Origin of the sequence: Streptomyces cadmiisoli (genome assembly GCF_003261055.1) — a bacterium.
In the GTDB taxonomy this organism is placed as follows: Bacteria; Actinomycetota; Actinomycetes; order Streptomycetales; family Streptomycetaceae; genus Streptomyces; species Streptomyces cadmiisoli.
Map to the genome: position 1 here is coordinate 91,742 of NZ_CP030073.1, position 21,222 is coordinate 112,963.

Consider the following 21,222-nt stretch of genomic DNA (forward strand, 5'->3'; position numbering starts at 1 on the left):
TCAAGCAGGCGCGGTGGCGGTGGGTCAGCGTTTGATGCGTCCGCGGATGGCGAGGACGGCGAGGGCCAGGAGGGCGGGTTCCAGGAGGCGGGAGGTCATCTCGATGTAGGCGCCGGCGGTAGTCAGGTCCTGGCCGCTGGAGCGGAAGACCACGGAGTTGAGCGTGATGTTCAGGGCCTTCTCGAACCGCTTGCCGGTGAACCTGTCCCCAGTCGGGTTCTGCGGGTCGTCTTTGTCGATCGTGAACGTGACTGACCTTGCCCCGCCGGGCGGGACGGTACCGGTCGCTTCCTGTTTCGGGGAGGAACCCGGCAGGCCGTAGCCCATCAGCAGCATGATCGTGAGCAGCATGGCGGCGGCGAGCCAGCCCAGGGCGCGCGCGGCGCGCAGGCCGTAGCCGGACAGCAGCCAGTAGGCCCACAGCAGGCCGCGTTCGACTCTGGGGGTGCCGGCGCGGTCGTGGCGGCGCATCTCGCATTCGCAGTAGTAGAACTCGGCGGCACCGGGTTCGTTCTTGCCGTCCTCGAAGGCTTTGCGGAGCTGCCGGTACAGGGCGGCGACATCTTCGGGGTCAGGGGTGTGGCACAAGCCACCTCACGCGCCGCGATCTCCAGCGTCACCGGCGCCCCGAACACCGCACCCGACAGATCCAGCGATCCCACACAGACAGCCGGCCCCCACCGTGAAGCCACCAAGAACTGCGCCCCGACGAACCCGGCGGTGCCTGAGAACTGCACCCCGCTGAACCAGGCGTCGCCCGAGAACTCCGCCCCGCCGAACATGGCGGAGCCGGAAAACTCCGCCCTGATAAACGCGACGCCGCCGGTGAACTGCGCCCTAATAAAAGCGGTTTCGCCGGAAAGCTGCGCCCCGCCGAACCCGGCGTCACCGAAAAACTGCGCGTCGTCGAACCCAGCGTCGCCGGAGAACTGCGCTCCTTCGAACTTGGTGGCACCGAAGTGGGGGTGGGGGGTGATGGGGTCGTGAGGGGCGTTCAGGAGTCGGTTCAGGAGGTCTTCGGTGAAGGGGGTGCCGCGGTGGTCGATGTCGGAGCCGGGTGTCAGACCCGCCAGGTAGGTGTCGCGGTCGGTGCCGTTCAGGTGGGCGAGGCAGGCGGTATGGCCTGGGACATGAATACCGCGGCAGCCAATGGGATCGGTGGCCGGATCCGCGCCGTGAGCGCAGTGCAGCCAGGACGGGGCCGGGGGTGCGGCCGGGGACATTGCCATAGCCAGCACCGTAACCCTCTGCAAGTGGGTTCAGGCGGGCTGCTGTTGTGATTCGGGCTGGGTGGGGCAGGTCTCCTCGTTGGGCGGCAGGCCCTGCGCAGCGTGCCGTTCAACGACTGTCCAGGATCGGGCTCTGCCAGACCGCGTATCGGCGCCCTTGGAGGAAGCAGCCAACCGCGCTCAGTCAAAGTACTCGCCGCAAGTCACCACGGCCGTGGCGCGCTGAACGGAGCGCCCACGACCGGGCCGACGCTCCCGCCCCGGAACTGCAGGTCGTGAGCGAGAGGCGGCGCTGGTGGTCCCGACCCGACAAGCATGCGCTGGTGAGGACGAACCGATCTCGACACGGAAGCGCTGGCATCGTTGAAAGAGCGCAACTCCACACGTCACGGAGCCCCTGGAAATGCTGCCCTCCGGAGGCTCCGTGACTTAGCCTCGCTGTTTCGCTTCGGGTGGCTGAGCTGGTCTGGTGGCGGTCGACCGATGATTTCGGTCGCTGGTCGGCCGGTGAGTATGGCGAAGGCCCGACGCTCGGGCCGGGTTCTCCAAGGTCTTTCGGGTCGTGGGCGGTCTGGGGTTTGCTGGTCAGCCGGCGGGACGGGGCAGTGAGGCGAGGCGGTGGAAAGCCGTGGCGAGTTCGTGTCTCCACGGCCAGGTCGCCGATATCCGCAGGCGTAGTCGCCGGCCGCCGCGGGTGAGGCGGGCGGCGACGTGCAGGAGTCGGTGGCGGAGCTTCTTCGGCTCGGCGGTGGCCATCTCCCCGTCCAGCAGCAGGAGGCACGTCCAGGCCAGCAAGTCGATCGCGGTGAGACTGAGTTCGAGCCAGACGGCGTTGACACCGAAGTCGCGGGAGGGGAAACGGCCGAACCCGGTGGTCTTGCCGCACCGGATGCGGTCCTCGACGGTGGCATGCCCGCGGTGGCGGACCTCGAGGAACTGGGCCGAACCACCACCGGGATAGGGAGTGTCGGTGAGGAAGACCTGGTGGCGCAGTCCCTCGTCCAGGTCGAACAGCGACAGCTGTGCTCCTGGGTGTGGCCGCTCGCGGCGCACGATGATGCGGGTGCCGGCCGGGTAGCCGCCCAGATCGACCATGCCGGTCAGCTCGGCGACTTCGGTGCCATCACGCAGTGTCCCGTCCTGGTCCAGGGCGGGATGCCAGAGGCGGTCGGGCATGGCCCGGATGGCGCGGCGGATCGGCTCGGTGATGGCGTATCCGACCGAGAAGAAGGTACGGATTCCTCGTTTGCGCAGGTCACGGACGTGAGCGAGGAAGGCTTTCGCGGATCCGGCGCTATCGGTGCGGACCAGGATGTCGGTGCCGTGCCGGTGGGCATCGGGGATCTGCGCGAGTGCCTGGTCGAGGACCGCAATGTGATCGGCGGCAGTGTTGGCTCCGGAGTTCCCGGGCCGCAGCTGCCCGGACAGCGCCTCGCCGGTGTTGGCCAGGAAGCACACCAGCGGGTGGAACCCGAAACCGCCCTTGTAGGTGGGCGCGGCCGCCTCCTTTTCCGAGTGGCAGGCCACCAGCGTGGCGTCGAGGTCCAGGACCAGGCCGGGCAGCACACGACCCGCGGCCCGGGCAGCGGGTATGCCCTCACCGTTCTCGGCGGCCTGCAGCCAAGCGACCTCCCGAGCCGAAGCGCGGGCCGAACGCAGCGAAGCAAGTGCCTGCTCGTCCATGTCGGCGAGCAGCCGCCAGGCCGTCGGTGTCGAGGCAACCGAGCCGAACACTTCGGCCTGGTCCCGCAGTACGGCCAGGTCCGCAAACGCCTCGCCGCCGTCGGCGAGCATCACCGCCAGGTCGGTGGTGATTCGTCCTGGATCGTGTCCGGTCCCGCGTGGCCGCAACGGCCTGAGCGCGGTGGAGTACGCGGCGGTCAGCCCCGTGGCATCGGCAAGATCCGCCAGCAACCGTGTCCCGGCACGACCGACCACCCCCGAACCATCGGCACTGACATAGATCTTGGGACGCAACCCGATACCCTGCACGTAGAAAGTGCCCTCCGCCTGGACCGACAGAACCCCTCAGCAAGGTTCATCGTTCCAGGTCAGGAAGGCACTTTCGCGTTTTCGCCTCGGCAGCCACCAACCCCAAGCGAAACAGTGAGGTTAGAGCGCCCGGCGGTAGGCGTGTCTCGTTGATGAAGGCGACCCCGGAAGTCGAGCAGGCACGAGCCATGGTGATCATGGAGTTCTCTACGCTCAGTGATCACCGGAGGGCCCGTGCCTGTCCTGCCATCATGCCTGCTCGAACCCCTGTGGGACCAGTTCGCGACGCTGTTACCGGAGCACGTGGACAGCCACCCGCTGGGCTGCCACAACCCGCGCATCGCGGACCGCGTGGTGTTCGACCACGTAATCGCCGCCCTGGTGCACGGCTCCGGCTACGAGCGTGTCGCAACTCCTGGATGCTCGGACCGCACCATCCGACGACGAGTCGCCTACTGGGCCCAACTCGGAATAGCCGGGCAGTTGCACGCCCTGGTGCTTGAGGCGTACGACCGGATGATCGGCCTTGAGTTGAGCGAGTTGTCCGTGGACGGCTGCATCACCAAGGCTCCCTGCGGTGGCGAGGCCGCCGGGCGCTCCCCAGTGGACCGGGGCAAGCAGGGCCTCAAGCGCTCGGTGGCCACCGAGGCCCGCGGCATCCCGCTCGGCATCGTCTCAGCCGGGGCCAGCCGGCACGACTCACCGCTGCTCGTGCCCACCTTGGAGGCCGCGAAGGAGCAGGTCGGATGCCTGCCAGATCAGGTCAATGTCAACTTGGACCGTGGCTACGACAGCCACAAGACCCGGGCCGCATTGTCGGAACTCGGCTTCACCGGCGAGATCGCCCGCAAGGGCGTGCCCGCTCCCATACAGGCCGGCAAGAGATGGGTGGTCGAGCGCAGTCACGCGTGGATGAACGGCTTCGGCAAACTGCGACGCTGCACCGAGAAACGCAGCCGGGTCGTCGACTTCTACCTCTACCTGTCCGCCGCCATCGTCACGCTCCGTATGCTCATCCGCCGCGCCACCCCGCTCTACCGATGGGACGGTCGCCCCACTACCAAACGCCTGAAGTAACGCCTACTGCCGGGTGCTCTAAATCGCGAGCCGTGCAGATGCTTGGTCGGGTCGGGCGGGATCAGCGTGGCCCCGTCGCCGGACGCGAAGGTCTTGTTGACCCAGGCCAGCAGCCTCTCCATATCTCGGTTGATCTGCGCTGTGCCGATCGCGAAGCGGCCGGCGCGGGAGTTGGTCTTGATCAGGCCGGTGGGGAAGAGGAGGTCGGCGTCGTGGAGCGATTCGAGCATCGCGATGGCGTCGTGTACGGGCTGGACGGTGACCCATGGCCGGGTCGGGTCGACCGGATCGAGCGGCGTGCGGTCGTAGCCCTTGCCCCGGCGACCGCGGATGAGCAGCTCGCCAGTGTCCGAGTCGGTGTCCCGGCAGCCGCGGCGCAGAGCGACGACCTCTCCGGGACGAGCCCCTGTGAGGTAGCAGATCACCACGAAGCACGCGGCGACCAGGATGCGGACCAACAGCGGAAGCTCCGCAGCGGTGATGGGCCGGTCGCGCCATGGGCGGTCGTCGACCCGGCCGGTGATCGAGCCCAGGTAGCAGTCGTCCGCGATCCGTACGCCGAGCTCGGCCGCGCACGTCGCGGCCAGGACGCTGAGATAGGTCCGCCGACGCGAGGGCTTGATCCCCAGTAGACGTCCGAGATGGTAGGCGCTGACCGCGCCTGCGGTCCGCGGATCCCCGGGGAGTACAGACCCGGTGCGGGCCGCCTCCTGGACGAACAGCCGCACCCGCTGCGAGGGCGACAAGCCGTCGTAGACGCGCTGGCTGGGGTGGTCTCCGGCGGACAGGGTCCGGAATTCCCTCCAGGCATCGCAGATGTCCGGACCGAGGTCCTCGACGATCCGCAGCGACCAGTCAGCAGCGCCTCCATGGTCACCGCTGCGATCCGAGGGGTGGCGTTGAAACGGCCCCGGCCCGGCATGTCGGCCAGCTCGCGAAGGGACTGGCCCTGCCATGGCTCGACGGTCGCGAGCCGGCACACGTCAGGCAGGTGCTCGCCGTAGGCCCACAGGGCACGGACCGCGTTCAGCAGCTGGTATTTGACGTTCGGGGTCACGGACAGGGCCTGCACGTGGCCCAGGTACTCGTCCAGAAGGCGGTCGCCGACCTCGCTCAAGTACTCGATGCCGTCGTCCTCCAGCCAGACGGCGAAGGGCCGTAGGCGGATGAACCACATCTTCACGTTGCCGCAGCCGGCCTGGTCGCCGATCGGCGCCGGTCCTCTCCTTGCAGGCCGGTGAGGGCTGGTGAAGCGTCCCGTCAGGCGTCGTCCTGAACGTGGAGGAGCAGCAGGTCGAACTCCGGGCCGTCAGGGGTGTTGCGGTACGGCCCCGCGTACTTGTAGCCGAGCCGGGCGTAGAGGTCTTGCCCGCGCTGGTTCGAGGGCAGGGCAAGCAATGAGGACCACTTGGGGGCAATGGCCTGAAGGAGGGCACCGTGCAGCTGGGTGCCGATGCCCTTGGACTGCCAGGTCGGCCGGACGGCCAGTTCACACAGGCCCATCAGCCGCTCCTGGCGGGCGCCTTCGGGGACCTGATCGACCAGGGGGCCGAACCAGTAGTCGGGCGAGCAGGGGAACGCATAGCCGAAGCCGACGGCGCTGCCGCCAGCGTACGCGACGACCAGGACGAAGCCGGGGTGCTTGAGGTGGCCGGTGATCTGGCGGTGGAGTGCAGGCACGGACAGGCCCATTGCCTCCGCACCCGGGTTGTCGACCAATTCCGGGTGGCTGTCGGCCCAGATGTCGGCGAGGGTGTCGATCAGCGGTGGGACCTGGCCAGGACCGTAGGTGCGGATCACCACGTCGGTGCGGGTGCTCGGGGTGGTCACCGTCTCCTCCTCAGCTGACGCCGGCGATGGTGCGGTACTCCTCCAGCCAGTCCGCGACCGCCGGGACGGACGCGTGCCGCTGTAGCGCGCTCGAGACGTTGTGCAGCTGCTGCAGCAGCCGGTCCGAGCGCACTTCCGGAAGGTACGCGAGGACGCGTCCGGCGGCTTCGGCCGCGGCCTCCGGCTCCGGACGTTCCCTGACGGCATGCTGAATGGCGACGTCGGCTGTGTACAGGGCGCGATTGCGGGCGAACTGGTCGCCGTGCAGCAGCACTGCCTGTTCCGCCCCGGCTGCGGCCCGCTCGTGCTGGGCGAGGTCGGCCCGGGCCAGCGCCTCTAACCCGGCCAGCTCGCCCGGATGGTAGAACTCCAGCCAGTCCGGATCGGCCTCACGTGGCCCGTTGGCGTACAGCTTGTGGGCGCGGATGATCGCCCGGTCCGTGGCGCTGGTGTCTCCCAGCAGGGCCCAGCCGCCGGCCTCACGCATCGCGAACATCGACAGCATCCTCGGTGAGCCGTAGGAGTTGGCTACGCTCTGCGCGCCCTGCGCTGCCGAGATTGCCTCGCGCGGCCGACCGGATGCCTTGGCGAGCAGGGACAGGCAGCCGAAGGCGTGCGCCTCCAGGCCTGGGTCCTCGGCGATCCGCGCGGCGGCGAGGGCCTCGTTGTACAGGCTGCGCGCGTCGGCGGGACGGCCGGAGTCGTAGCTGAGCCACCCGGCGGCGATCGAAAGATGACCGGTCGCCGACCTCAGCCGCTTGCCGGTCTTCTCCGTGTAGGTGCCTTCCTGCAGCCACGAGTAGGCGGTGTGCAGGGCGTCGGAGGCGCCGCGGCGCATGGCGGCTGACCCGTGGTCGTGATCGTGGGCGTAGATCTTCGTCACGGCCGTGTCCAGGGCACGCAAGTTGACGGCGCCGATCCGGCCCGGCGGGGCCCCATTCCGTGGGGAGGGGAGGGGGATGAGCGACAGGACCGCGCCTGCGCTGTCGGCCATGAACCCGCGGCGATTCACCTGCTCCTCCTCTGGGTTCGCCGTGGCGGCCGGCGCAGCGGTGTGGGGCGGGGTGCTGAGCCGGAAGCCCAGATCCTGCATGGTGCGTCCAGTCAGCCGCGTGAGGATCCGCCGGTAGACCGGTCTGGGGAGCTGGACGTCGCCGTCTTCCCATGCCGCCACCAAGCGCGCGGTGCAGGCGACTGTTTCACCCATCTCCTCGCCTGTCTCCACGATGAGCTTCGCGAACTCCTGACGGGACCTCTGCAGTTCGTCCTCGCGCACGGCGCGCACCCGGACGTTGGGGGTCTTGGGGCGGTCAACCATACCGACTCCGGCGGTATCCGACATGACGGGTGCGGCGACCGTACCGCCCCCACCCCTGTGGTGCCCCGGGCTTGGTCGCAGTTCACCCCAACTGGGCGAAGTTTCATCGTTCTTGCATTGCGCTGGCGTCGCGCTCGCTCGTCCTGCGCTGGTTGCGTAGACGGTGACGTGACGACCAATCAGGGAGGCCGCTGTGGCAGACGCTGCAAGCAGCGCAACGGCGACAGTCCCGGCGCCCCGCCCAGCGGGCGCCGGCAACAACGTCCCGGTCGATTCCGAGACCATCCGGCAGTCGTACGAGGCGGTCCTGTCGGCCTCGCGGCGCCTGGCGAGTGAGGACTGGGAGAGGCTCGGTGGCCTGCTGCGCGGGCACGTCCAGCTCCTGGTGCCGGAACTCGCCGGGGTGGAGCCGCGCATGCGTGGTGAGCAGCGGCGCACCGCCCGGCACGTCCTCGCCGGAACCCGCCACAGGCTGGCGGAGGGGATCGGCACCTCATCCAAGGGCGTCTGGGATCTCGCCATCCAGTGCCGTGCCCTGCTCACCCTCCATGAGCATCCCGGCCCTCTGCAGGCGGCGCGGCCCGTCGCTGGTGTGCGGTCATGACGACCATGACGGCGCCCCGGCCCCGGATGAAGGGGTATCCCGGCTACCGGCTGACCGCCGACCGCGCCCCGAAGACGGCAAAGGAGGCCCGGCTGCTCGCGCGCGTAGCGATGGCGGTGTGGGGCCTGGAGGACGACGCGGAGACGGCTGCCCTGGTGATGTCCGAATTCGTCGCCAACACCGTGCGGCACGCACACGGCCCAAGGATCATTTTGACCGTGAGCCGCCCGGCATGCGACCGGGTGTACCTCGCCGTCACCGACCGCTCCCCCGACCGGCACCCGCAGCTGCGCACGCCCGACGAGGACGCCGGCCACGGCCGCGGCCTCCTCCTTGTCGACGACCTCGCCAACCGCTGGGGCTTCGACCTGCTCCGCTCTCGCCGCAGCGGCGAACTGTCGGCCAAACGCGTATGGGCCGAGCTGAAGCTCGTACGGCGGTCCCCACTGTGACCGGCCGTCGCTCGAGGCCCGTGACGAAGGTACGGTCTGGGGCTCGCGGCAGGGGTGGCACCGGCATCGCGTGCCTGATCAGCGCTGCCAATGTAGGGCACTCAACAGGAGGTTTCGTTGCCCAACCAACCGCAGGCTCCCGCAGTTGAGCTTTCCGGTGTCTGCCGCCTGCTCCTTGCGGAGACTGATCCGCCCCGGCTGACCGATGAGCAGACGGCGGCGATGGAGCGCAGGTGGGAAGAGGCCGTCACGGCGAACCCGGCGCTGTTCGACGGGCCGACCGTGGTGTGCGCAGGACTGGAGTGGAAGGACTCCGAGACCCTGCTCCTGACCTGGTACCGGGCGACCTACCGCCTGTACGTACTGCGGCTGGACCCGGTCCACGCCGTGTCCGCCCCGTCGGTGTTCGTGTCCGTTGCGCAGCCCACGGACGACGGGCGGCTGCTGGTGGGACGTATGGCGTCGTCCACTGCGGCCCCCGGGCGCTGGCAGCTGCCCGGCGGGACGATCGAGCCCCCCAAGGTGGGCGCCGCCCTGGACGTGGAGTGCCTGCGCCGGCACGCCGCGCTGGAACTCGCGGAGGAGGCCGGGCGGGAAGTCGCCTCCGAAGACCTGGAGCTGTGGGCGGTGACCCGAGGCGACAAGGGCAACGTGGGCGTGCACTTCCGCGCTCCCGCCTGCCCGGCCGAGGCGCTCACCGAGCAGTACACGCAGCTTGTCGCCGCCGAGAGCGCCCAGGGCCGCACCTCGGAGCTGGACTGCATCGCGTTCATCGGGTCGGACGCCGATGTGGCGGGGCTCGGCGGCCGCTACGCCGACTTCCTGCCGGTGCTCGCCGCACGCCATGCCGCGAATGGCACGACCGACCAGGCCTACAAGCGGAGGTAGCCGATGGCCAGTCCCGCAAGCGCCGACAACCATCCGGCCGTACAGATGGCCGGGCCCGAGGCGGAGGAGGAGGTCTTAGCGGGGCTGGCACGGGAGCTGGCCGACGCTGCCCGAACCGGCGTTCCTGTCCGATCGCTGTCGAAGCGTTTCCCGGGCCTGAGCCTTCAGGACGCCTACCGCATCCAGCGAATCAACCTGGAGGAGCGGGTTTCGGCAGGGGCCCGGGTCGCCGGTCACAAGATCGGACTGACCTCGGCCGCGATGCAGGAACAGATGGGCATTGACGAGCCCGACGCCGGAGTCGTTCTGACCAGCATGGTCGCTGCCAGCGGAGCCCGGCTGCGGTCGGCCGACTTCATGAACCCCAGGATCGAGACCGAGATCGCCTTCCGGCTCGGTCGCGACCTGGCCGAGGCCTCGGACCTGGCCACCGTCTGTTCGGCTGTGGGCGAGGTGCTCCTCGCGTTTGAGGTCCTCGACACCGTCTTCGCCGACTGGAACATCACCTTGGTCGACAGCATCGCCGACAACGCCGCCTGTGCCGGCGTCATCACCGGCAGTCCGGTCCCGTTCGATCCGGCATGGGACCTGGCCGCCGAGCAGATCCGGGCGGAGGCCGACGGCGAGATGGTCGCGGCCGGGCAGGGGCGCGACATCCTCGGCGACCCGCTCAAGGCGCTGGTCTGGCTGACGCACCGCCTGCCCGTCCTGGGCACCACCTTGCGCGCCGGAGACATCGTCCTGGCCGGATCGGTACACGCGAGCCTCCCGCTCACCCCTGGCACAAACTTCCGGGCCACCTCCACCCGGCTCCCCGCCATCCATCTGCGGGTCGTCTGACCTGCCGTCCACACCGGGAGCACACATGTCATCGAACACCGTTAACGCGGCCGTCCTCGGCTCCGGCTTACTCGGGCTCGACTTGGTCGAGCGCATGCAGAACTCCCCGCACCTGAGCTGCGGGCTCGTCGTCGGCCGCACCAGCCACAGCCGCGGACTGGCGCAGGCCGCCAAGCTGGGCTGCGCCACCGCAGCGGGCGGCGTCGCCGCCCTGCTCGACTCCGGCCAGACCTTCGACATCGTCTTCGACGCCACCAACGCCTTCGAGCACCCCGAGCACTGGGCCCGGCTCGCTGGCACCGGCACGGTACTCATCGACCTGACACCCACCCGTGCCGGTGCGCTGATCGTGCCGACCGTGAACGGCGACCAGGCCGCCCAACACCAGCACATCGGCCTCGTCTCCTGCGGCGGGCAGGCATCGATCCCCGTCCTGTACGCCCTCGCCCAGCACTTCCGGCCGCAGTACGTGGAGATGGTCGCCACAGCTGCCAGCGTCAGCGTAGGTCGGGCCAGCCGCCTCAACCTCGACGAATACGTGGAGACGACCCAGGACGCGATCCGCCGGTTCACCGGCACCGGCGCGGCCAAGGCGATGCTGAACGTCTCCGCGGCCGCGCCACCGCCGCCATTCCGCATCGCCATGACGATGGTGGCCCCCGGGCTGAAGCCGGGCCCGGTCAGTGACGTCGTGGAATCCGCTGCGGCGGCCATGCGGACCGTCGTGCCCGGCTACCGGATCACCTCGTGCACCGTCACCGGCGACACGGTCCGTGTGATCTCGGAGGTGACCGCCACCCGCAACCGGATGCCGGTGCACGCCGGGAACCTCGAAGTGATCAGCGCCGCCGCCATCTATGGGGCCGAGCAGCACGCCCTCGCCAAGGTCCCCGCGCTGAAGGAGCTCGCCCGATGACCGCCCAGACCACGGTGATCATGCACGACCCCACCTTGCGCGACGGCCAGCACGCCGTAAGGCACCAGCTGGATGCCGAGCAGATCCGCACCTACGCCGCGGCGGTCGACGCGGCCGGTGTCCCGGTGGTCGAGGTCGGCCACGGCAACGGGATCGGCGCCTCCTCCCTGCAGGTCGGCCGCAGCAAGCTCAGCGACGATGAGATGCTCGCCACCGCCCGCGAAGCCCTCACCCGCAGCAGGCTGGCCACCCTCATGCTGCCCGGCTGGGCCACCACCGCCGATTTGCGCAACGCCGTCCGCCACGGCGTGGATGTGGTGCGCGTGGCCGCCCACTGCACCGAGGCCAGCGTCACCGAACGCCACCTGGGCGTCCTCCGCGAGCTCGGCGCCGAGGCGCAGGGCGTGCTGCTGATGAGCCACATGGCCAGTCCCGGCGAACTCGCCGAGCAGTGCATGCTGATGGTCGGCTATGGGGCGCAGGCGGTGTGCATCTTCGACAGCGCCGGTTACTACCTGCCTGACGATGTCACCGCCCGGATCACCGCCATCACCGCGGCGGTGGAGGTGCCGGTGGCGTTCCACGGGCACAACAACCTCGGGATGGCCGTGGCGAACTCGGTTGCGGCCGTCGCGGCCGGCGCCCGCACGATCGACGCGTGCGCGCGGGGATTCGGCGCGGGCGCGGGCAACACCCAGCTGGAAGTTCTCGTGGCCGTGCTGGAGCGCTACGGCCACCGGACCGGGATCGATCTGCGGCGCCTGGCCGACGCCGCCGATCTCGCCGAGAAGACGCTGATGCCCGCCCCGCCGACGATCGACTCCACCAGCCTCGTCTCGGGGCTGTCCGGGGTGTTCTCCGGGTTCAAAAAGCCCGTTCTGGCCGCCGCCGAGAGCCAGGGAGTGCACCCCTGGGACATCTTCGTGGAGCTCGGCCAGCGCCGGGTCATCGCCGGGCAGGAGGACCTGATCCTGGACGCGGCGCGCACCCTGGCGGCACAGGGGGCGATTCGATGATGCAGACGCTGGCCCCCGCCGGGGTGTGGTTCGTCACGCCCGGCCACGCCTCCGGCCGTTTCCCTGCCGCGCACGGCTGCGGCGCCGACGTCGCCCTCGTCGACCTGGAGGACTCCGTGCCCGCCGCGGTGAAACCGCAGGCCCGCCAGAACGCCGCCGCGTTCTTCACTGCCCCCACGGCGGCCGGCTGCGTCCTCGGCGTCCGGATCAGCTCTCCCACCACCCGGGACGGCATCCTCGACCTGACGGCTATCGCCGACTTCCCGGTCCGGCCGGACGTCGTGCTGATCCCCAAGGTCGAGTCGGCCCGGGACTTCGAGATCGCCGCCGGGGCCCTCGACGCGCCCGGCTACACGCCGCACCTGTATGCGCTGATCGAGACGCCGCGTGCGCTTGAAGAGCTGCCGTCGATCGTGCGGGCCGAGCGCATCGCCGGGGTGGTGTTCGGGACCGCTGACTACGCGACGGCCCTCGGCTGCTCCAAGAGCTGGGAAGCGATGCTGCACGCCCGGTCCGCGCTGGTCACCAGCGCCGCCGCCGCAGGAATCTGCGCCATCGACTCCCCGTTCTTCGACCTGGACGACCTGGACGGGCTGCGAGGCGAAGCCGAACGCGCCAGGAACCTGGGCTTCGCCGGGAAGTGCTGTGTGCACCCCCGCCAGCTCCCCGTCGTCACCAGCGTGTTCACCCCGACGGACGAGGAAGTCGCCGCCGCCCGCGCCATCGTGGCCGCCTCCGAGGAAGCGGGCGGCCGCATCGTGCGCGTCAACGGGCAGATGATCGGCCCGCCCATGGTCAAAGCCGCCCGGGCACTGTTGGCTCGCGTGGACGGCCGCACGCCGCGTGGGGTGAGCGTGTGACCACCAGCATCCCCACACCAGCGGGGTATCGGCGGATCGCCGAGGGCCGCTACCGAGAAGTCGTCGGCCTGGGCTACCACGAGCTGCGTGAGGGCCTGGTCATCGAACACCGGCCCGGGCGAACCATCACCGAGGCCGACAACGTCGTGATGACCACGCTCGGCGGCAACGACGCCCCGATCCACACGGACGCCCGCTACAGCACTCTCACCCAGTGGGGCAGGCCCCTGGTGTGCAGCAGCATCACCCTCCACATCGTCGGCGGGATGACCGTACGCAGCACCAGCGGCCTGACTATCGCCAACCTCGGCTTCGAAGAGATCCGCTTCACCCATCCCGTGTTCGTGGGCGACACCCTCTACGCGGAGACGGAGATCACCGGCCGCCGCCTGTCCCGCAGCCGCCCGGACACCGGGATCGTCACGAGCCGCACGACCGGCAAGAACCAGGAGGGTGCGGCCGTGGTGACCTTCACGCGCAGCTTCTTCGTCCCCATCGATGCCGATGCCGTCCGCGACCGGACCAACTACTAGAAGGGGTGGCGACATGCCTGATGCGATCCGGATCGTGCAGGCCGACGACGAGTTGTGGCAGCAGTACGACGCCCTCGCCACCCGCAGCTACGGCCATCCCGTGGGCGACATCACCCGCCTGCGCCCGCACGCGGACATCCGCGTCGCCGTCCGGGACGGGCGGGTCATCGCGGGCGGCCTCGGCCTCCTCGTCCCGCAGTTCTTCGGCGGGGCCCCCGTGCCCTCCGCCCTGCTCAGTGCCGGGTGCGTCGCCCCCGAAGAACGCGGCGCCCGCCTCTCCGTCGACATGCTCGCCGAACGGCTTCGTCACCTGCGCGAGCAGGCAGCGGTGATCTCCACGCTGTGGACGACATCGGGCGGGTACGTCCGCCGTTTCGGCTGGGAGGCCCCCGTTCCCGTGTTCGCGTGGTCCATCGCCACCGACGACCTCAAGCGGGCCTTCACCCGCTCTGGGCTGCCGGTCGAGCACGGCCGTACGACGGAAGCCGACGAGCTGCAACGCCGCCTGGCCCGGCAGTGGAACGGGCCCGTGCTGCGACCGGACTGGTGGCCCGCTTGGATCGACAACAAGCAACAGCTGACCACGTACCGGTTCGGCCCGGCACAGTCCCCCACGGGGTCGCTATCGCTCGCCATGAAGCGCAGCGAGCGGCACGGGATGCAGCTGACCGTGCACGACTTCTGGGCCGCCGACGCGGACACCGTCGGCGAGATGATGGCGTTCCTCGCCAGCCATCACACCCGCGCCCCAGCCATCCACTTCCGGCGCTCCGCCCTTCCCCCGTACCCGGCTCTGCTGCACAACCTCCACCGGTACCGGCTGACGGCGGAAGCGTGGCACCCGTGGATGCTCCGCATCCTCGACCTGGAGGAAGCGGTGCGGCTGCGGGGCTGGCCGGATGACCTCGACATCGACGTTCCCGTGGACATCGAAGGCGAGGACGGTGAGACCTGGGGCCAGTACCTGCTCGAAGTGAAAGGCGGCGCCGGACAGATCACCAAGACGCACACCGCTGGTGAAGTCCGGCTCACCCGACGGCAACTGGCCGTCTGGTACGCCGGCGGCTACCGGACAGCGACCGCAGCACGCCTGGCCGGAGTGGACGCAGGCTCCGAGGAGGTGCTCAACAGACTGATCCGCACCACAGAGCACGAACCTTGGTTGCCCGACCACTTCTAGATTCTGTCCGCTGGGACGCTCCGTCGTACGACCCGCCGCCGACGTGGTGCTCCTGGATGTCGCAGGCCGATCTCACTGCCGACACCGGCCGGTGCCTCGCCGACCTCGGGCAACTGCGGCGGGCGCACCAGCTCATGGATGAGGGCATGGATCTGCTGCCTGCCACCCGTTCGAAGACGCGGTCGGTGTTCCTTGCGTACCAGGCCGAGACGCATCTTCGTGCTGGCGACGCGGATATCGCGGCAGAGACGGCGACGCGCGCCTTCGACCTGGCAAGCCGGATCAGCGCCCGCCGCTGTGTGACGATGGTCCGCGCTCAGAATCGCAGGAGTTGACCTTCCCTTCTGCGGGACATCGCCTCCCGGCTCGTCATCACCACCGGCGCCAAGAAGGGCCAGCACCCCAGCCCGGCGACTGTCATGCGAATGCTCCGGGACCACGACGAGCAGATGGCCGCTGCCGAGCTGGAGAGCGCAGCCGTAACGGCGCCGTAGGGCCTCCAGAGCAGCAGTCAGCCCCTGCTGAATCCAACGGGTCCAACAGGGGCTGACCGTGCGCTTGCGGCCTCAGCTGGACGGCGGGTCGAGCCGCCGTTTCGGCTGGGAGTGCCGGGGCGCCCGCGCCCGCATGTGCTCGCACCGCTGGGCCTGCCGGGGGAAGGCCACGCCCGTCGACGCGGTGAGAGCCGGGAAGAACGCCCGGGCATCCTCCGACTGCGGCGTCGTGGTCCAGGCGTACCCGTCACGGCCGTGCAGGGCGAAGCGCACCATGCGGCTGCCGTACCCGTGGCGCTGCCAAGGCCCGGTGACCCTGATCTTTACGATCAGCCCGAGGCGGCACACCTCGCAGGCTTGCCAGACCAGGCGGGCGAATTCGTACCCGTCCGGTGCGCTCGCTCGGATCTCCTGCATGCCGGCCGGGCCGCCGGGCGGCACGTGCCACCAGGTCTCCGTGTCGGGGTCGACCCTCCACTCCAGGCTGTTCGGGGCGACCGAGGGCGCCGGCGCCGCGGTGTCCCGTCCGTGGAAGGCGTCGACCATGCGGGTCCACAGGGACACGCGCGGCCGCGCCGGGTTCGGCGAGCCCATCGTCAGGTCTGGCTCTGGAGCGGCGGGAGCTCCCGCAGGGCGGCGGGCAGCTCGTCGATCCCGCGCTGCAGGTACCAGGCACGCGCCCAGCGCAGGACTACACCACGGCGAAGGCGCCACTGGTCGCAGAGCTGGGACAGGACGTCGTCGCAGAAGTCCTCCCGCAGCTGCACCAGCACCTCGTCCTCGAGGTAGGCCGCGTAGCCGATGCCGCACTTGTCCGGGTCGCCAAGGTCGAGCGCGTCGGCGAGGATCACCCCGGCCGCCGCACTCGTGCCGCCGCCGTTGTAGCCCCAGCCGAAGCCCCCATGCTCCGGCTCGGGCAGCTCCCGGAGCCCGGTCACGTCCTGCCGCTCGGTGGGGCCGAACTCGGGCTTTTCGACAAGGATCCGGGCGGGCTTCCACTCCTCCTCGTCGCTCCTATTGCTCTCCGGGCCGTCCTGGATGCCGTGGTACGTGCAGTCCTCGTACGCCATGCCCGTCCCTCCCGTTGATCGTCTGGGCCGTCTCAGCCTGCCGCACCTCACGGACCGGCGACAGATCGCGATCGGCCAGCGTGGTCCGGAGTCTGGGACGACAACGACTCCGCCGGACTCACCTGACCGCAGATCAGCCCCGGTCGGGCCCGTTTGATCCAACGGGCCCGACCGGGGCGTCCGGTTGGTCCCATTGCCCCCAACGGGACCAACCAGCCGTGAACTGTGGCTCTGTCAGGAACGCCGGGTGCCGGTCGGACCGCTGGCCAGGCTGTCCCCGAAGCCGGCCCCGGCATTCACCACCAGACGCGAAGGTGCCCTTCTTGCTCTCGCGGCACCTGTCCCGGTGGCGGCGGTCCCCACGATCACCGACCCCCGTCGCACGGATTGCCGGGATCGGGTCGGCGGCTGCATGCGGAGCAGGCTCCGAGCAGCCTCCAGTTCAGCCTGCGGCAATACGGAGTCGGGTGACCGCGTGTTGGTCGTGCAGACAGGGCAGGACTTGGAGGACATCGCACCGATCGCCCGGGAAAGCGCGATGACGGTGTGGCCGTCCGAGTGAGGCCCAGTGGGGGTGAGACGCCGGATCTCCTGTCCGTCGGGGGTGCGCTCGGGATCCGAGTGGAAGTACACCGGGCGGCCGTCCGGAAGGACGACTTCGGAGGCCCGGCGCCGTGCTACGACCGTGGGCGTTCCGCCCAGCCGCTGTTCCTCGGCCCGGTCCCATGCCTGTTCCCACTCGCGGAGGGCCATCCCCTTGGCCCCGCAGGCTATGGCGAACTCCCGGACGAACTGGCGGGTGGGGCGTCCGCCCTCCTGGCGGAGGAACCGCCCGACAGTGGCGTGGGCCAGGACGCCGTCGCTGGCGGCCTCCAGTTCGCGGTACGGCCGGGCGCCGTCCTTCTGGTAGAGGTCGGCCAGCGCCGCGTGCAGCTCTGCGAAGTTCCGTACGTACCGTGCGTGCGGAACGGGCTCCTGGCAGCCGCGGGCGGCCCGGTAGCGGGCCCGTTTCCACAGCCGCTCGGCCTCATCGGGGTCGGCGCCGCAACCCAGGGCGTAGGCCCGGACTGTCTTCAGCTTCGGCATGTGCTCGCCGGACGCGGCCCGGATCAGCGTCGAGGCGCTGCATCCGGACCGCACGGCGAGTTCCTTGTAGTTCAGCCCGGCCCAATTGCGGTGGTCCCGCAGGTAGAGGACCAGTTTCTCCAGCTCCCGGTCGCAGGGGGCGATCGGGTTCTCCCGCCGTCCCATCGTCAGCCCTCCGCTTCGGCCTGCTTGCGGGAGCGTGCCCGGCGGACCAGGCGCAAGCCCGTGTCCGTCGTCTCGGCGAGCAGGACCAGGACGGACAAGGCAGGCATCCCCGCGAGGGCGAGCAGCACGGCCAGGACCAGGACGACCACGACGATGGTCGCCTCCGGAGCGGTCAGCGGCAGGTCGCCGGGCACCACGCAGGCGGCGCGGGCAGTGTGAGACACGGTGTTCTCCCGTTCGGTGTCTGTTCGGGCTCCCCAACTGGCGTCACTGCGCGGGCGGTTGCCGTCGCCCATGCGAGTGACAGTCCAACGATGCTGGCGCACCGCACAGAGTGCTCATGACCAACTCCAGGACTACGCCCGGGTATAAACCCGTCCCTGTCTCAGACTGGGCGCGGCGGATCGAGACCTTCACACGCGCGGAATCAGCAGGTCAGGGCTGGGACTCTCCGGCCTTTACACCGTTTCCGTCTCAATCGTGGTTGTGTCCCCCTTGGGGTACTGCCGATTCTGGTTGACGCCTCATGTGCCACGCACTGAGGATCCCGTTCCGTCTGTGGGCTCCCCCTGTGACCTCGGGACATCGTCGTGGGCGGCCGCGTTGCCGCGAGGGCCTCCGCGACCGTCGGTCCGTTCATGCGCCGACAACACCGTGCGAGGGGTCGGCGGTCACCGCCGACCCCTCGCCGCGCCTCCGCCCAACTCGCCTGCCGCGACGGCAACAGTGCAGCTCAGCGCCGGTCGACCCGTTAGAGCCAACAGGTCGGACCGGGGCTGACCTTGTGCCGGGCCCGGGCCGGTCACGCCACCTGGGTCTGCGCCTGTTCGTCGCTCTGCCCGATCGGCCGCCAGGTCCACTCGGTGGACGGCTGGCGCTGCAGCCGGGGCAGTGCGGCGACGTCGACCCGGGGCCGGATGCCGCGGATGCGCTGCTGCAGGGCCCGGGCCCGCTGGTCGAGCGCGTCGCAATCATCGGTGCCGGCGAGGACCAGGCGCACGACGGGGAAGAGGGCGCTGTGCGGGTACCGCTCGCGCCACAGCCACTTCGTCCGGCCGATCGTGCCGCGCTCCCCCTCGTGGAACGTGGCCTGGCTGTACGTCTCGTACGCTCGCAGCTTCAGGGCGAGCCGGGGCAGCGACAACGTGTACCGGTCCACCTCCAGGAACTCCGCCTCCGCTCCCCGGCCGGGCCGGTACAGCACGGCGTCGGAGACCACCCGGCGGACCTTGTCGATTGTGTGGTCCACCTCGACCTCCCAGTCCAGGATCGGGCCGCCCCACAGGGTGATGACCTCGGTGACGGCCATGCCGTGCGGGGCGAGACCGGCAGCTACCGCCCGCTCGCCCGTCGCGGCGTGCGGCCGTACGACGACGTCGCCGCCTTCAGCCACGGCCCGCTGCCCGGCCACGGTCAGGTGCCACACCTTCTCCCGGCCGTGCCGCCCGTAGTCCGCGATATGTGGGTCCCGCCCCGCTTGGCTGGCCGAGCACACACTTGCGCGGTCTTCTGGGGTGAGATTCAGCGGTCGACGACGTCCTTGTCGAGGTCGCGGTGGACGAGGTGCACCGTCAGGCCACGGCCGGAGTAGAGCTGGGCCAGGTCCTTCACACCCAGCTCGGTGGCTCCGGTGACGTCGCCGCTGAGGACGGCTTGGAGTGCGAGGGCGAAGGTGGCGGCGCGGTGGCGGCCGCCGGTTCTCTCGCCTATTGCGAGCTGTTGCTTCGGTGGTAACCAGTCGCGGTTCACCTGGCCTCGCCCCATGTGTCCTGCCTCAGCTGAACGCCCTGATAGAACCCCGTCATGACATACCGGTTCACTGCTCGTGTCGCCACAACAGAGATCGACCCTGACGGCTACTTCACCGAGGCTGCTCTCGCCGAAGGGGAGGACGGAAGCGGATTCATTTTGATGTTCATGGCGGGCGAGGATGACCCAGATGATCAGGAGGTCGCCTTGGGCATGGACACACACTGCCTGGTCACAGCCGGACAGGGGACCGCGTACGGCTGTGTGCGCGAAGCCGTTCTAGCGGGCAACATCCTCCGCGTCTCGCTTGACCCTGAAGCGCTGGATGACCTGCGGTTGAGCGACAGCGAGATCGAAGCTGTCATTGAAGCCCCGGCCGAGGACGTCGTCCTGTTCCGAGAAGTCCTCGCCCAGGTACTCGCCTATGGACGTGCGGACGCTATGCCGATTCGTGTAGCCGTCTGAGCGGTCACCGGGGTCCGGTGGGGCGGGGGATTACGCGGAGAAAATTGCAGCCCCGCAATCGCCGATCACGAAATCGCGACGGCAGCCGCGACCGGGCCCCAGCGTCCCTTTCCGTGCTCCTCCATGGCCGGGCGTGCGCCCTTGCTGGGCGGGCCTGGTGGCGCTGGCCAGCGGCGAACCCACGGCGTCGGGGCAGCGAGAATGGCGGGATGGACGGACTGGGTGGGGCGCTGGAGCGGGCAACTGCGGATGGCGATGTGGTGGACGGCTGGCTCCAGGGGCTGGCGGGCAATCAGGTGCTGCCGGTGGAGATCCTGGCCCGGCTGCTGGAGTTCGACGAGCTGCCGATGCCGAGCTTCTGGCTCAAGCACAGGACCTTGGATGCCGCAGCGACGGAGCTGCTGGTGGCTTCGCCGCAGATCCAGCACCGGCTGGACGTGACGGAGAACGCGACGGCGGACGTCGACGTGCTGGCCCGGCTTGCGCGGGATCCGGAACCACGGGTCCGGTTCGTGTACGCGGTGATGCTCTTCGAGTACAAGCGCCGTATCCCTGCCGGGGTGCTGGAGATCCTGGCGCAGGACCTGGAACCGAAGATCCGTCGGATCGTCGGCGAGAGTGAGAAACCGCCCGTCGCGGTGCAGGAGCCGCCGCCCGTGCTGATGGCGGAGCAGCGGGTGACGCACCCGGATCCGGCGGTGCGGATGAAGGCCGCTGCTGATCCCGAGGTACCGACCGTCCTGGCCCTGCGACTGGCGGAGGATCCCGAGAACGACGTCCGGCTCGCGGTATCGATGCGGGAGGAGCTGACGGAGGAACAGCGCACGGCCATCCCTTGCACGGTGTGGCAGCACTTCTGGTCGCCGCCGCCCTGGATCGCACGGCAGGCGACCGACCCGGAGGCGGCCCGCCGGATCGCGCGGTCGGCGCACGTCGGGCTGCGGCGGGTGCTCGCGGCTCAGCCGCACCTGACGCCGGGCGTGGTAGCCCTGCTGGCCGCGGACGAGGACGAGTGGGTGCGGCGCACATTGGCCGAATCGTGCGAGGACGCGCCGCACGAGCTGCTGGTGGAGCTGTACGCCACGGTGCAGGACCGGTACTGGTCGGGGTACCGCAACCACCGCAACTTCGCCCGGCCCGGGTTGGCGCGGTTCGCCGACGACCCCAACCCGCGGCTGCGGCACGCCGCGTTGGACGACCCGGAGGCCGGGCCGGAGCTGGTGCTGCGGCTGGCCGACGACCCTGAGGTGGGTGGCTGGGCGGTGCGCGACCCCAGGCTGCCCGCCGATGAACTGCTCCGGCGGCTCACCCTGCCGGCACATGCCGCCGCTGCCGCAGGCAATCCGGCACTGCCGGTGGCGGTCATGCACCACCTGCTGGACCTCGCCCGGGCACGCTGACCTAGAAGGCTGCTGAAAATCTCGGGTTCTGGCCCCGGCTCGGTGGAGTTGGGGCCAG

At 69.9% G+C, this 21,222-nt stretch carries 24 protein-coding genes and 1 pseudogene; 13 read left to right on the plus strand and 12 right to left on the minus strand.

From position 1 onward, the window contains the following. Window positions 1-24: 24 nt before the first annotated feature. From DN051_RS47485 to DN051_RS00470, 3 genes and pseudogenes are all read right to left on the minus strand, one after another. Entirely contained in the window at window positions 25-588 is a 564-nt protein-coding gene (locus DN051_RS47485; RefSeq protein WP_342781516.1) for a hypothetical protein, read from the minus strand. A 173-nt stretch (window positions 589-761) separates the two neighbouring features. Beyond that, a pseudogene (locus tag DN051_RS47490) lies at window positions 762-1,229 on the minus strand (pentapeptide repeat-containing protein); the annotation flags it as partial. A 585-nt stretch (window positions 1,230-1,814) separates the two neighbouring features. Then, the gene (locus DN051_RS00470) at window positions 1,815-3,251 is read right to left on the minus strand and encodes an IS1380 family transposase (protein WP_425471787.1); all 1,437 of its coding nucleotides are present in this window, start codon (window positions 3,249-3,251) and stop codon (window positions 1,815-1,817) included. A 204-nt stretch (window positions 3,252-3,455) separates the two neighbouring features. Between DN051_RS00470 and DN051_RS00475 the strand changes: the two genes are divergently transcribed. After that, complete coding sequence (locus DN051_RS00475; RefSeq protein ID WP_112441901.1) at window positions 3,456-4,298, plus strand: IS5 family transposase; 843 nt, start codon at window positions 3,456-3,458, stop codon at window positions 4,296-4,298. Here the strand turns inward: DN051_RS00475 and DN051_RS00480 are convergent. The 3 genes from DN051_RS00480 to DN051_RS00490 all read right to left on the minus strand — a co-directional run bounded on the left by DN051_RS00480 (window position 4,256) and on the right by DN051_RS00490 (window position 7,446). Continuing rightward, entirely contained in the window at window positions 4,256-5,254 is a 999-nt protein-coding gene (locus DN051_RS00480; RefSeq protein WP_162624732.1) for a site-specific integrase, read from the minus strand. The genes DN051_RS00475 and DN051_RS00480 overlap by 43 nt on opposite strands. Before the next feature lie 304 nt (window positions 5,255-5,558). Further along, window positions 5,559-6,128, minus strand: a complete 570-nt coding sequence (locus DN051_RS00485) for a GNAT family N-acetyltransferase (protein WP_112437556.1) — start codon at window positions 6,126-6,128, stop codon at window positions 5,559-5,561. A gap of 10 nt (window positions 6,129-6,138) precedes the next feature. Further along, window positions 6,139-7,446, minus strand: a complete 1,308-nt coding sequence (locus DN051_RS00490) for an NsdA family TPR-like regulatory protein (RefSeq protein ID WP_112437557.1) — start codon at window positions 7,444-7,446, stop codon at window positions 6,139-6,141. Window positions 7,447-7,639: 193 nt separating this feature from the next. Between DN051_RS00490 and DN051_RS00495 the strand changes: the two genes are divergently transcribed. The 10 genes from DN051_RS00495 (at window position 7,640) to DN051_RS00540 (ending at window position 15,070) form a co-directional block, all read left to right on the plus strand. Beyond that, window positions 7,640-8,050, plus strand: a complete 411-nt coding sequence (locus DN051_RS00495; RefSeq protein WP_112437558.1) for a DUF6415 family natural product biosynthesis protein — start codon at window positions 7,640-7,642, stop codon at window positions 8,048-8,050. Beyond that, window positions 8,047-8,502 carry an ATP-binding protein gene (locus DN051_RS00500; protein ID WP_112437559.1) on the plus strand — a complete coding sequence of 152 codons (456 nt, stop codon included), beginning with the start codon at window positions 8,047-8,049 and terminating at the stop codon, window positions 8,500-8,502. Before DN051_RS00495 ends, DN051_RS00500 begins: the two co-directional genes overlap by 4 nt. A 117-nt stretch (window positions 8,503-8,619) precedes the next feature. Beyond that, window positions 8,620-9,390 carry an NUDIX hydrolase gene (locus DN051_RS00505; RefSeq protein WP_112437560.1) on the plus strand — a complete coding sequence of 257 codons (771 nt, stop codon included), beginning with the start codon at window positions 8,620-8,622 and terminating at the stop codon, window positions 9,388-9,390. Window positions 9,391-9,393: 3 nt separating this feature from the next. Beyond that, the gene (locus tag DN051_RS00510; protein WP_246040799.1) at window positions 9,394-10,230 is read left to right on the plus strand and encodes a 2-keto-4-pentenoate hydratase; all 837 of its coding nucleotides are present in this window, start codon (window positions 9,394-9,396) and stop codon (window positions 10,228-10,230) included. A gap of 25 nt (window positions 10,231-10,255) precedes the next feature. Then, a complete protein-coding gene (locus DN051_RS00515; RefSeq protein ID WP_112437561.1) occupies window positions 10,256-11,146 on the plus strand; it encodes an acetylating acetaldehyde dehydrogenase in 891 nt (296 codons plus the stop codon). Beyond that, entirely contained in the window at window positions 11,143-12,162 is a 1,020-nt protein-coding gene (gene dmpG / locus DN051_RS00520; RefSeq protein ID WP_112437562.1) for a 4-hydroxy-2-oxovalerate aldolase, read from the plus strand. The genes DN051_RS00515 and dmpG overlap by 4 nt, the downstream gene beginning before the upstream one ends. Beyond that, on the plus strand, window positions 12,159-13,022 hold the full coding sequence (locus DN051_RS00525; RefSeq protein ID WP_112437563.1) for an HpcH/HpaI aldolase/citrate lyase family protein: 864 nt from the start codon (window positions 12,159-12,161) through the stop codon (window positions 13,020-13,022). Before dmpG ends, DN051_RS00525 begins: the two co-directional genes overlap by 4 nt. After that, on the plus strand, window positions 13,019-13,555 hold the full coding sequence (locus DN051_RS00530; protein WP_246040798.1) for a MaoC family dehydratase: 537 nt from the start codon (window positions 13,019-13,021) through the stop codon (window positions 13,553-13,555). The genes DN051_RS00525 and DN051_RS00530 overlap by 4 nt, the downstream gene beginning before the upstream one ends. 13 nt (window positions 13,556-13,568) lie before the next feature. Next, the gene (locus tag DN051_RS00535; RefSeq protein WP_112437564.1) at window positions 13,569-14,735 is read left to right on the plus strand and encodes a GNAT family N-acetyltransferase; all 1,167 of its coding nucleotides are present in this window, start codon (window positions 13,569-13,571) and stop codon (window positions 14,733-14,735) included. A 56-nt stretch (window positions 14,736-14,791) separates the two neighbouring features. Next, a complete protein-coding gene (locus DN051_RS00540) occupies window positions 14,792-15,070 on the plus strand; it encodes a hypothetical protein (protein ID WP_112437565.1) in 279 nt (92 codons plus the stop codon). Window positions 15,071-15,301: 231 nt separating this feature from the next. On the opposite strand, the gene DN051_RS00550 is transcribed toward DN051_RS00540, so the two are convergent. From DN051_RS00550 to DN051_RS00575, 6 genes are all read right to left on the minus strand, one after another. Continuing rightward, window positions 15,302-15,793, minus strand: coding sequence for a hypothetical protein (locus tag DN051_RS00550; RefSeq protein WP_162624733.1), 492 nt, complete (start codon window positions 15,791-15,793; stop codon window positions 15,302-15,304). A 32-nt stretch (window positions 15,794-15,825) separates the two neighbouring features. Further along, window positions 15,826-16,299: a hypothetical protein gene (locus DN051_RS45705; RefSeq protein ID WP_199314828.1), complete on the minus strand. Its 474-nt coding sequence runs from the start codon at window positions 16,297-16,299 to the stop codon at window positions 15,826-15,828. A gap of 234 nt (window positions 16,300-16,533) precedes the next feature. Continuing rightward, the gene (locus tag DN051_RS00560) at window positions 16,534-17,550 is read right to left on the minus strand and encodes a helix-turn-helix domain-containing protein (RefSeq protein ID WP_112437567.1); all 1,017 of its coding nucleotides are present in this window, start codon (window positions 17,548-17,550) and stop codon (window positions 16,534-16,536) included. A 2-nt stretch (window positions 17,551-17,552) separates the two neighbouring features. Continuing rightward, a complete protein-coding gene (locus DN051_RS00565; RefSeq protein ID WP_162624734.1) occupies window positions 17,553-17,774 on the minus strand; it encodes a hypothetical protein in 222 nt (73 codons plus the stop codon). A gap of 578 nt (window positions 17,775-18,352) precedes the next feature. After that, window positions 18,353-18,976 (minus strand): replication-relaxation family protein, encoded by a 624-nt coding sequence (locus DN051_RS00570; RefSeq protein WP_162624735.1) that lies wholly within the window; start codon window positions 18,974-18,976, stop codon window positions 18,353-18,355. 95 nt (window positions 18,977-19,071) lie between these two features. Continuing rightward, a complete protein-coding gene (locus DN051_RS00575) occupies window positions 19,072-19,314 on the minus strand; it encodes a hypothetical protein (RefSeq protein ID WP_162624736.1) in 243 nt (80 codons plus the stop codon). A gap of 39 nt (window positions 19,315-19,353) precedes the next feature. Between DN051_RS00575 and DN051_RS00580 the strand changes: the two genes are divergently transcribed. Both DN051_RS00580 and DN051_RS00585 read left to right on the plus strand, forming a co-directional pair. Further along, window positions 19,354-19,764, plus strand: coding sequence for an Imm10 family immunity protein (locus tag DN051_RS00580; protein WP_112437571.1), 411 nt, complete (start codon window positions 19,354-19,356; stop codon window positions 19,762-19,764). Between the two features lie 209 nt (window positions 19,765-19,973). Continuing rightward, window positions 19,974-21,164: a hypothetical protein gene (locus tag DN051_RS00585; RefSeq protein ID WP_162624737.1), complete on the plus strand. Its 1,191-nt coding sequence runs from the start codon at window positions 19,974-19,976 to the stop codon at window positions 21,162-21,164. Window positions 21,165-21,222 lie beyond the last annotated feature (58 nt).

Coding starts and splice junctions, on each gene's coding strand:
- DN051_RS00480 (WP_162624732.1), bottom strand. CDS start 5,254: ATGGCAGGGCCAGTCCCTTCGCGAGCTGGCCGACATGCCGGGCCGGGG.
- DN051_RS00490 (WP_112437557.1), bottom strand. CDS start 7,446: ATGGTTGACCGCCCCAAGACCCCCAACGTCCGGGTGCGCGCCGTGCGC.
- DN051_RS00500 (WP_112437559.1), top strand. CDS start 8,047: ATGACGACCATGACGGCGCCCCGGCCCCGGATGAAGGGGTATCCCGGC.
- DN051_RS00510 (WP_246040799.1), top strand. CDS start 9,394: ATGGCCAGTCCCGCAAGCGCCGACAACCATCCGGCCGTACAGATGGCC.
- DN051_RS00515 (WP_112437561.1), top strand. CDS start 10,256: ATGTCATCGAACACCGTTAACGCGGCCGTCCTCGGCTCCGGCTTACTC.
- dmpG (WP_112437562.1), top strand. CDS start 11,143: ATGACCGCCCAGACCACGGTGATCATGCACGACCCCACCTTGCGCGAC.
- DN051_RS00525 (WP_112437563.1), top strand. CDS start 12,159: ATGATGCAGACGCTGGCCCCCGCCGGGGTGTGGTTCGTCACGCCCGGC.
- DN051_RS00535 (WP_112437564.1), top strand. CDS start 13,569: ATGCCTGATGCGATCCGGATCGTGCAGGCCGACGACGAGTTGTGGCAG.
- DN051_RS00540 (WP_112437565.1), top strand. CDS start 14,792: ATGTCGCAGGCCGATCTCACTGCCGACACCGGCCGGTGCCTCGCCGAC.
- DN051_RS45705 (WP_199314828.1), bottom strand. CDS start 16,299: ATGGCGTACGAGGACTGCACGTACCACGGCATCCAGGACGGCCCGGAG.
- DN051_RS00560 (WP_112437567.1), bottom strand. CDS start 17,550: ATGGGACGGCGGGAGAACCCGATCGCCCCCTGCGACCGGGAGCTGGAG.
- DN051_RS00575 (WP_162624736.1), bottom strand. CDS start 19,314: ATGGGGCGAGGCCAGGTGAACCGCGACTGGTTACCACCGAAGCAACAG.
- DN051_RS00580 (WP_112437571.1), top strand. CDS start 19,354: ATGACATACCGGTTCACTGCTCGTGTCGCCACAACAGAGATCGACCCT.
- DN051_RS00585 (WP_162624737.1), top strand. CDS start 19,974: ATGGACGGACTGGGTGGGGCGCTGGAGCGGGCAACTGCGGATGGCGAT.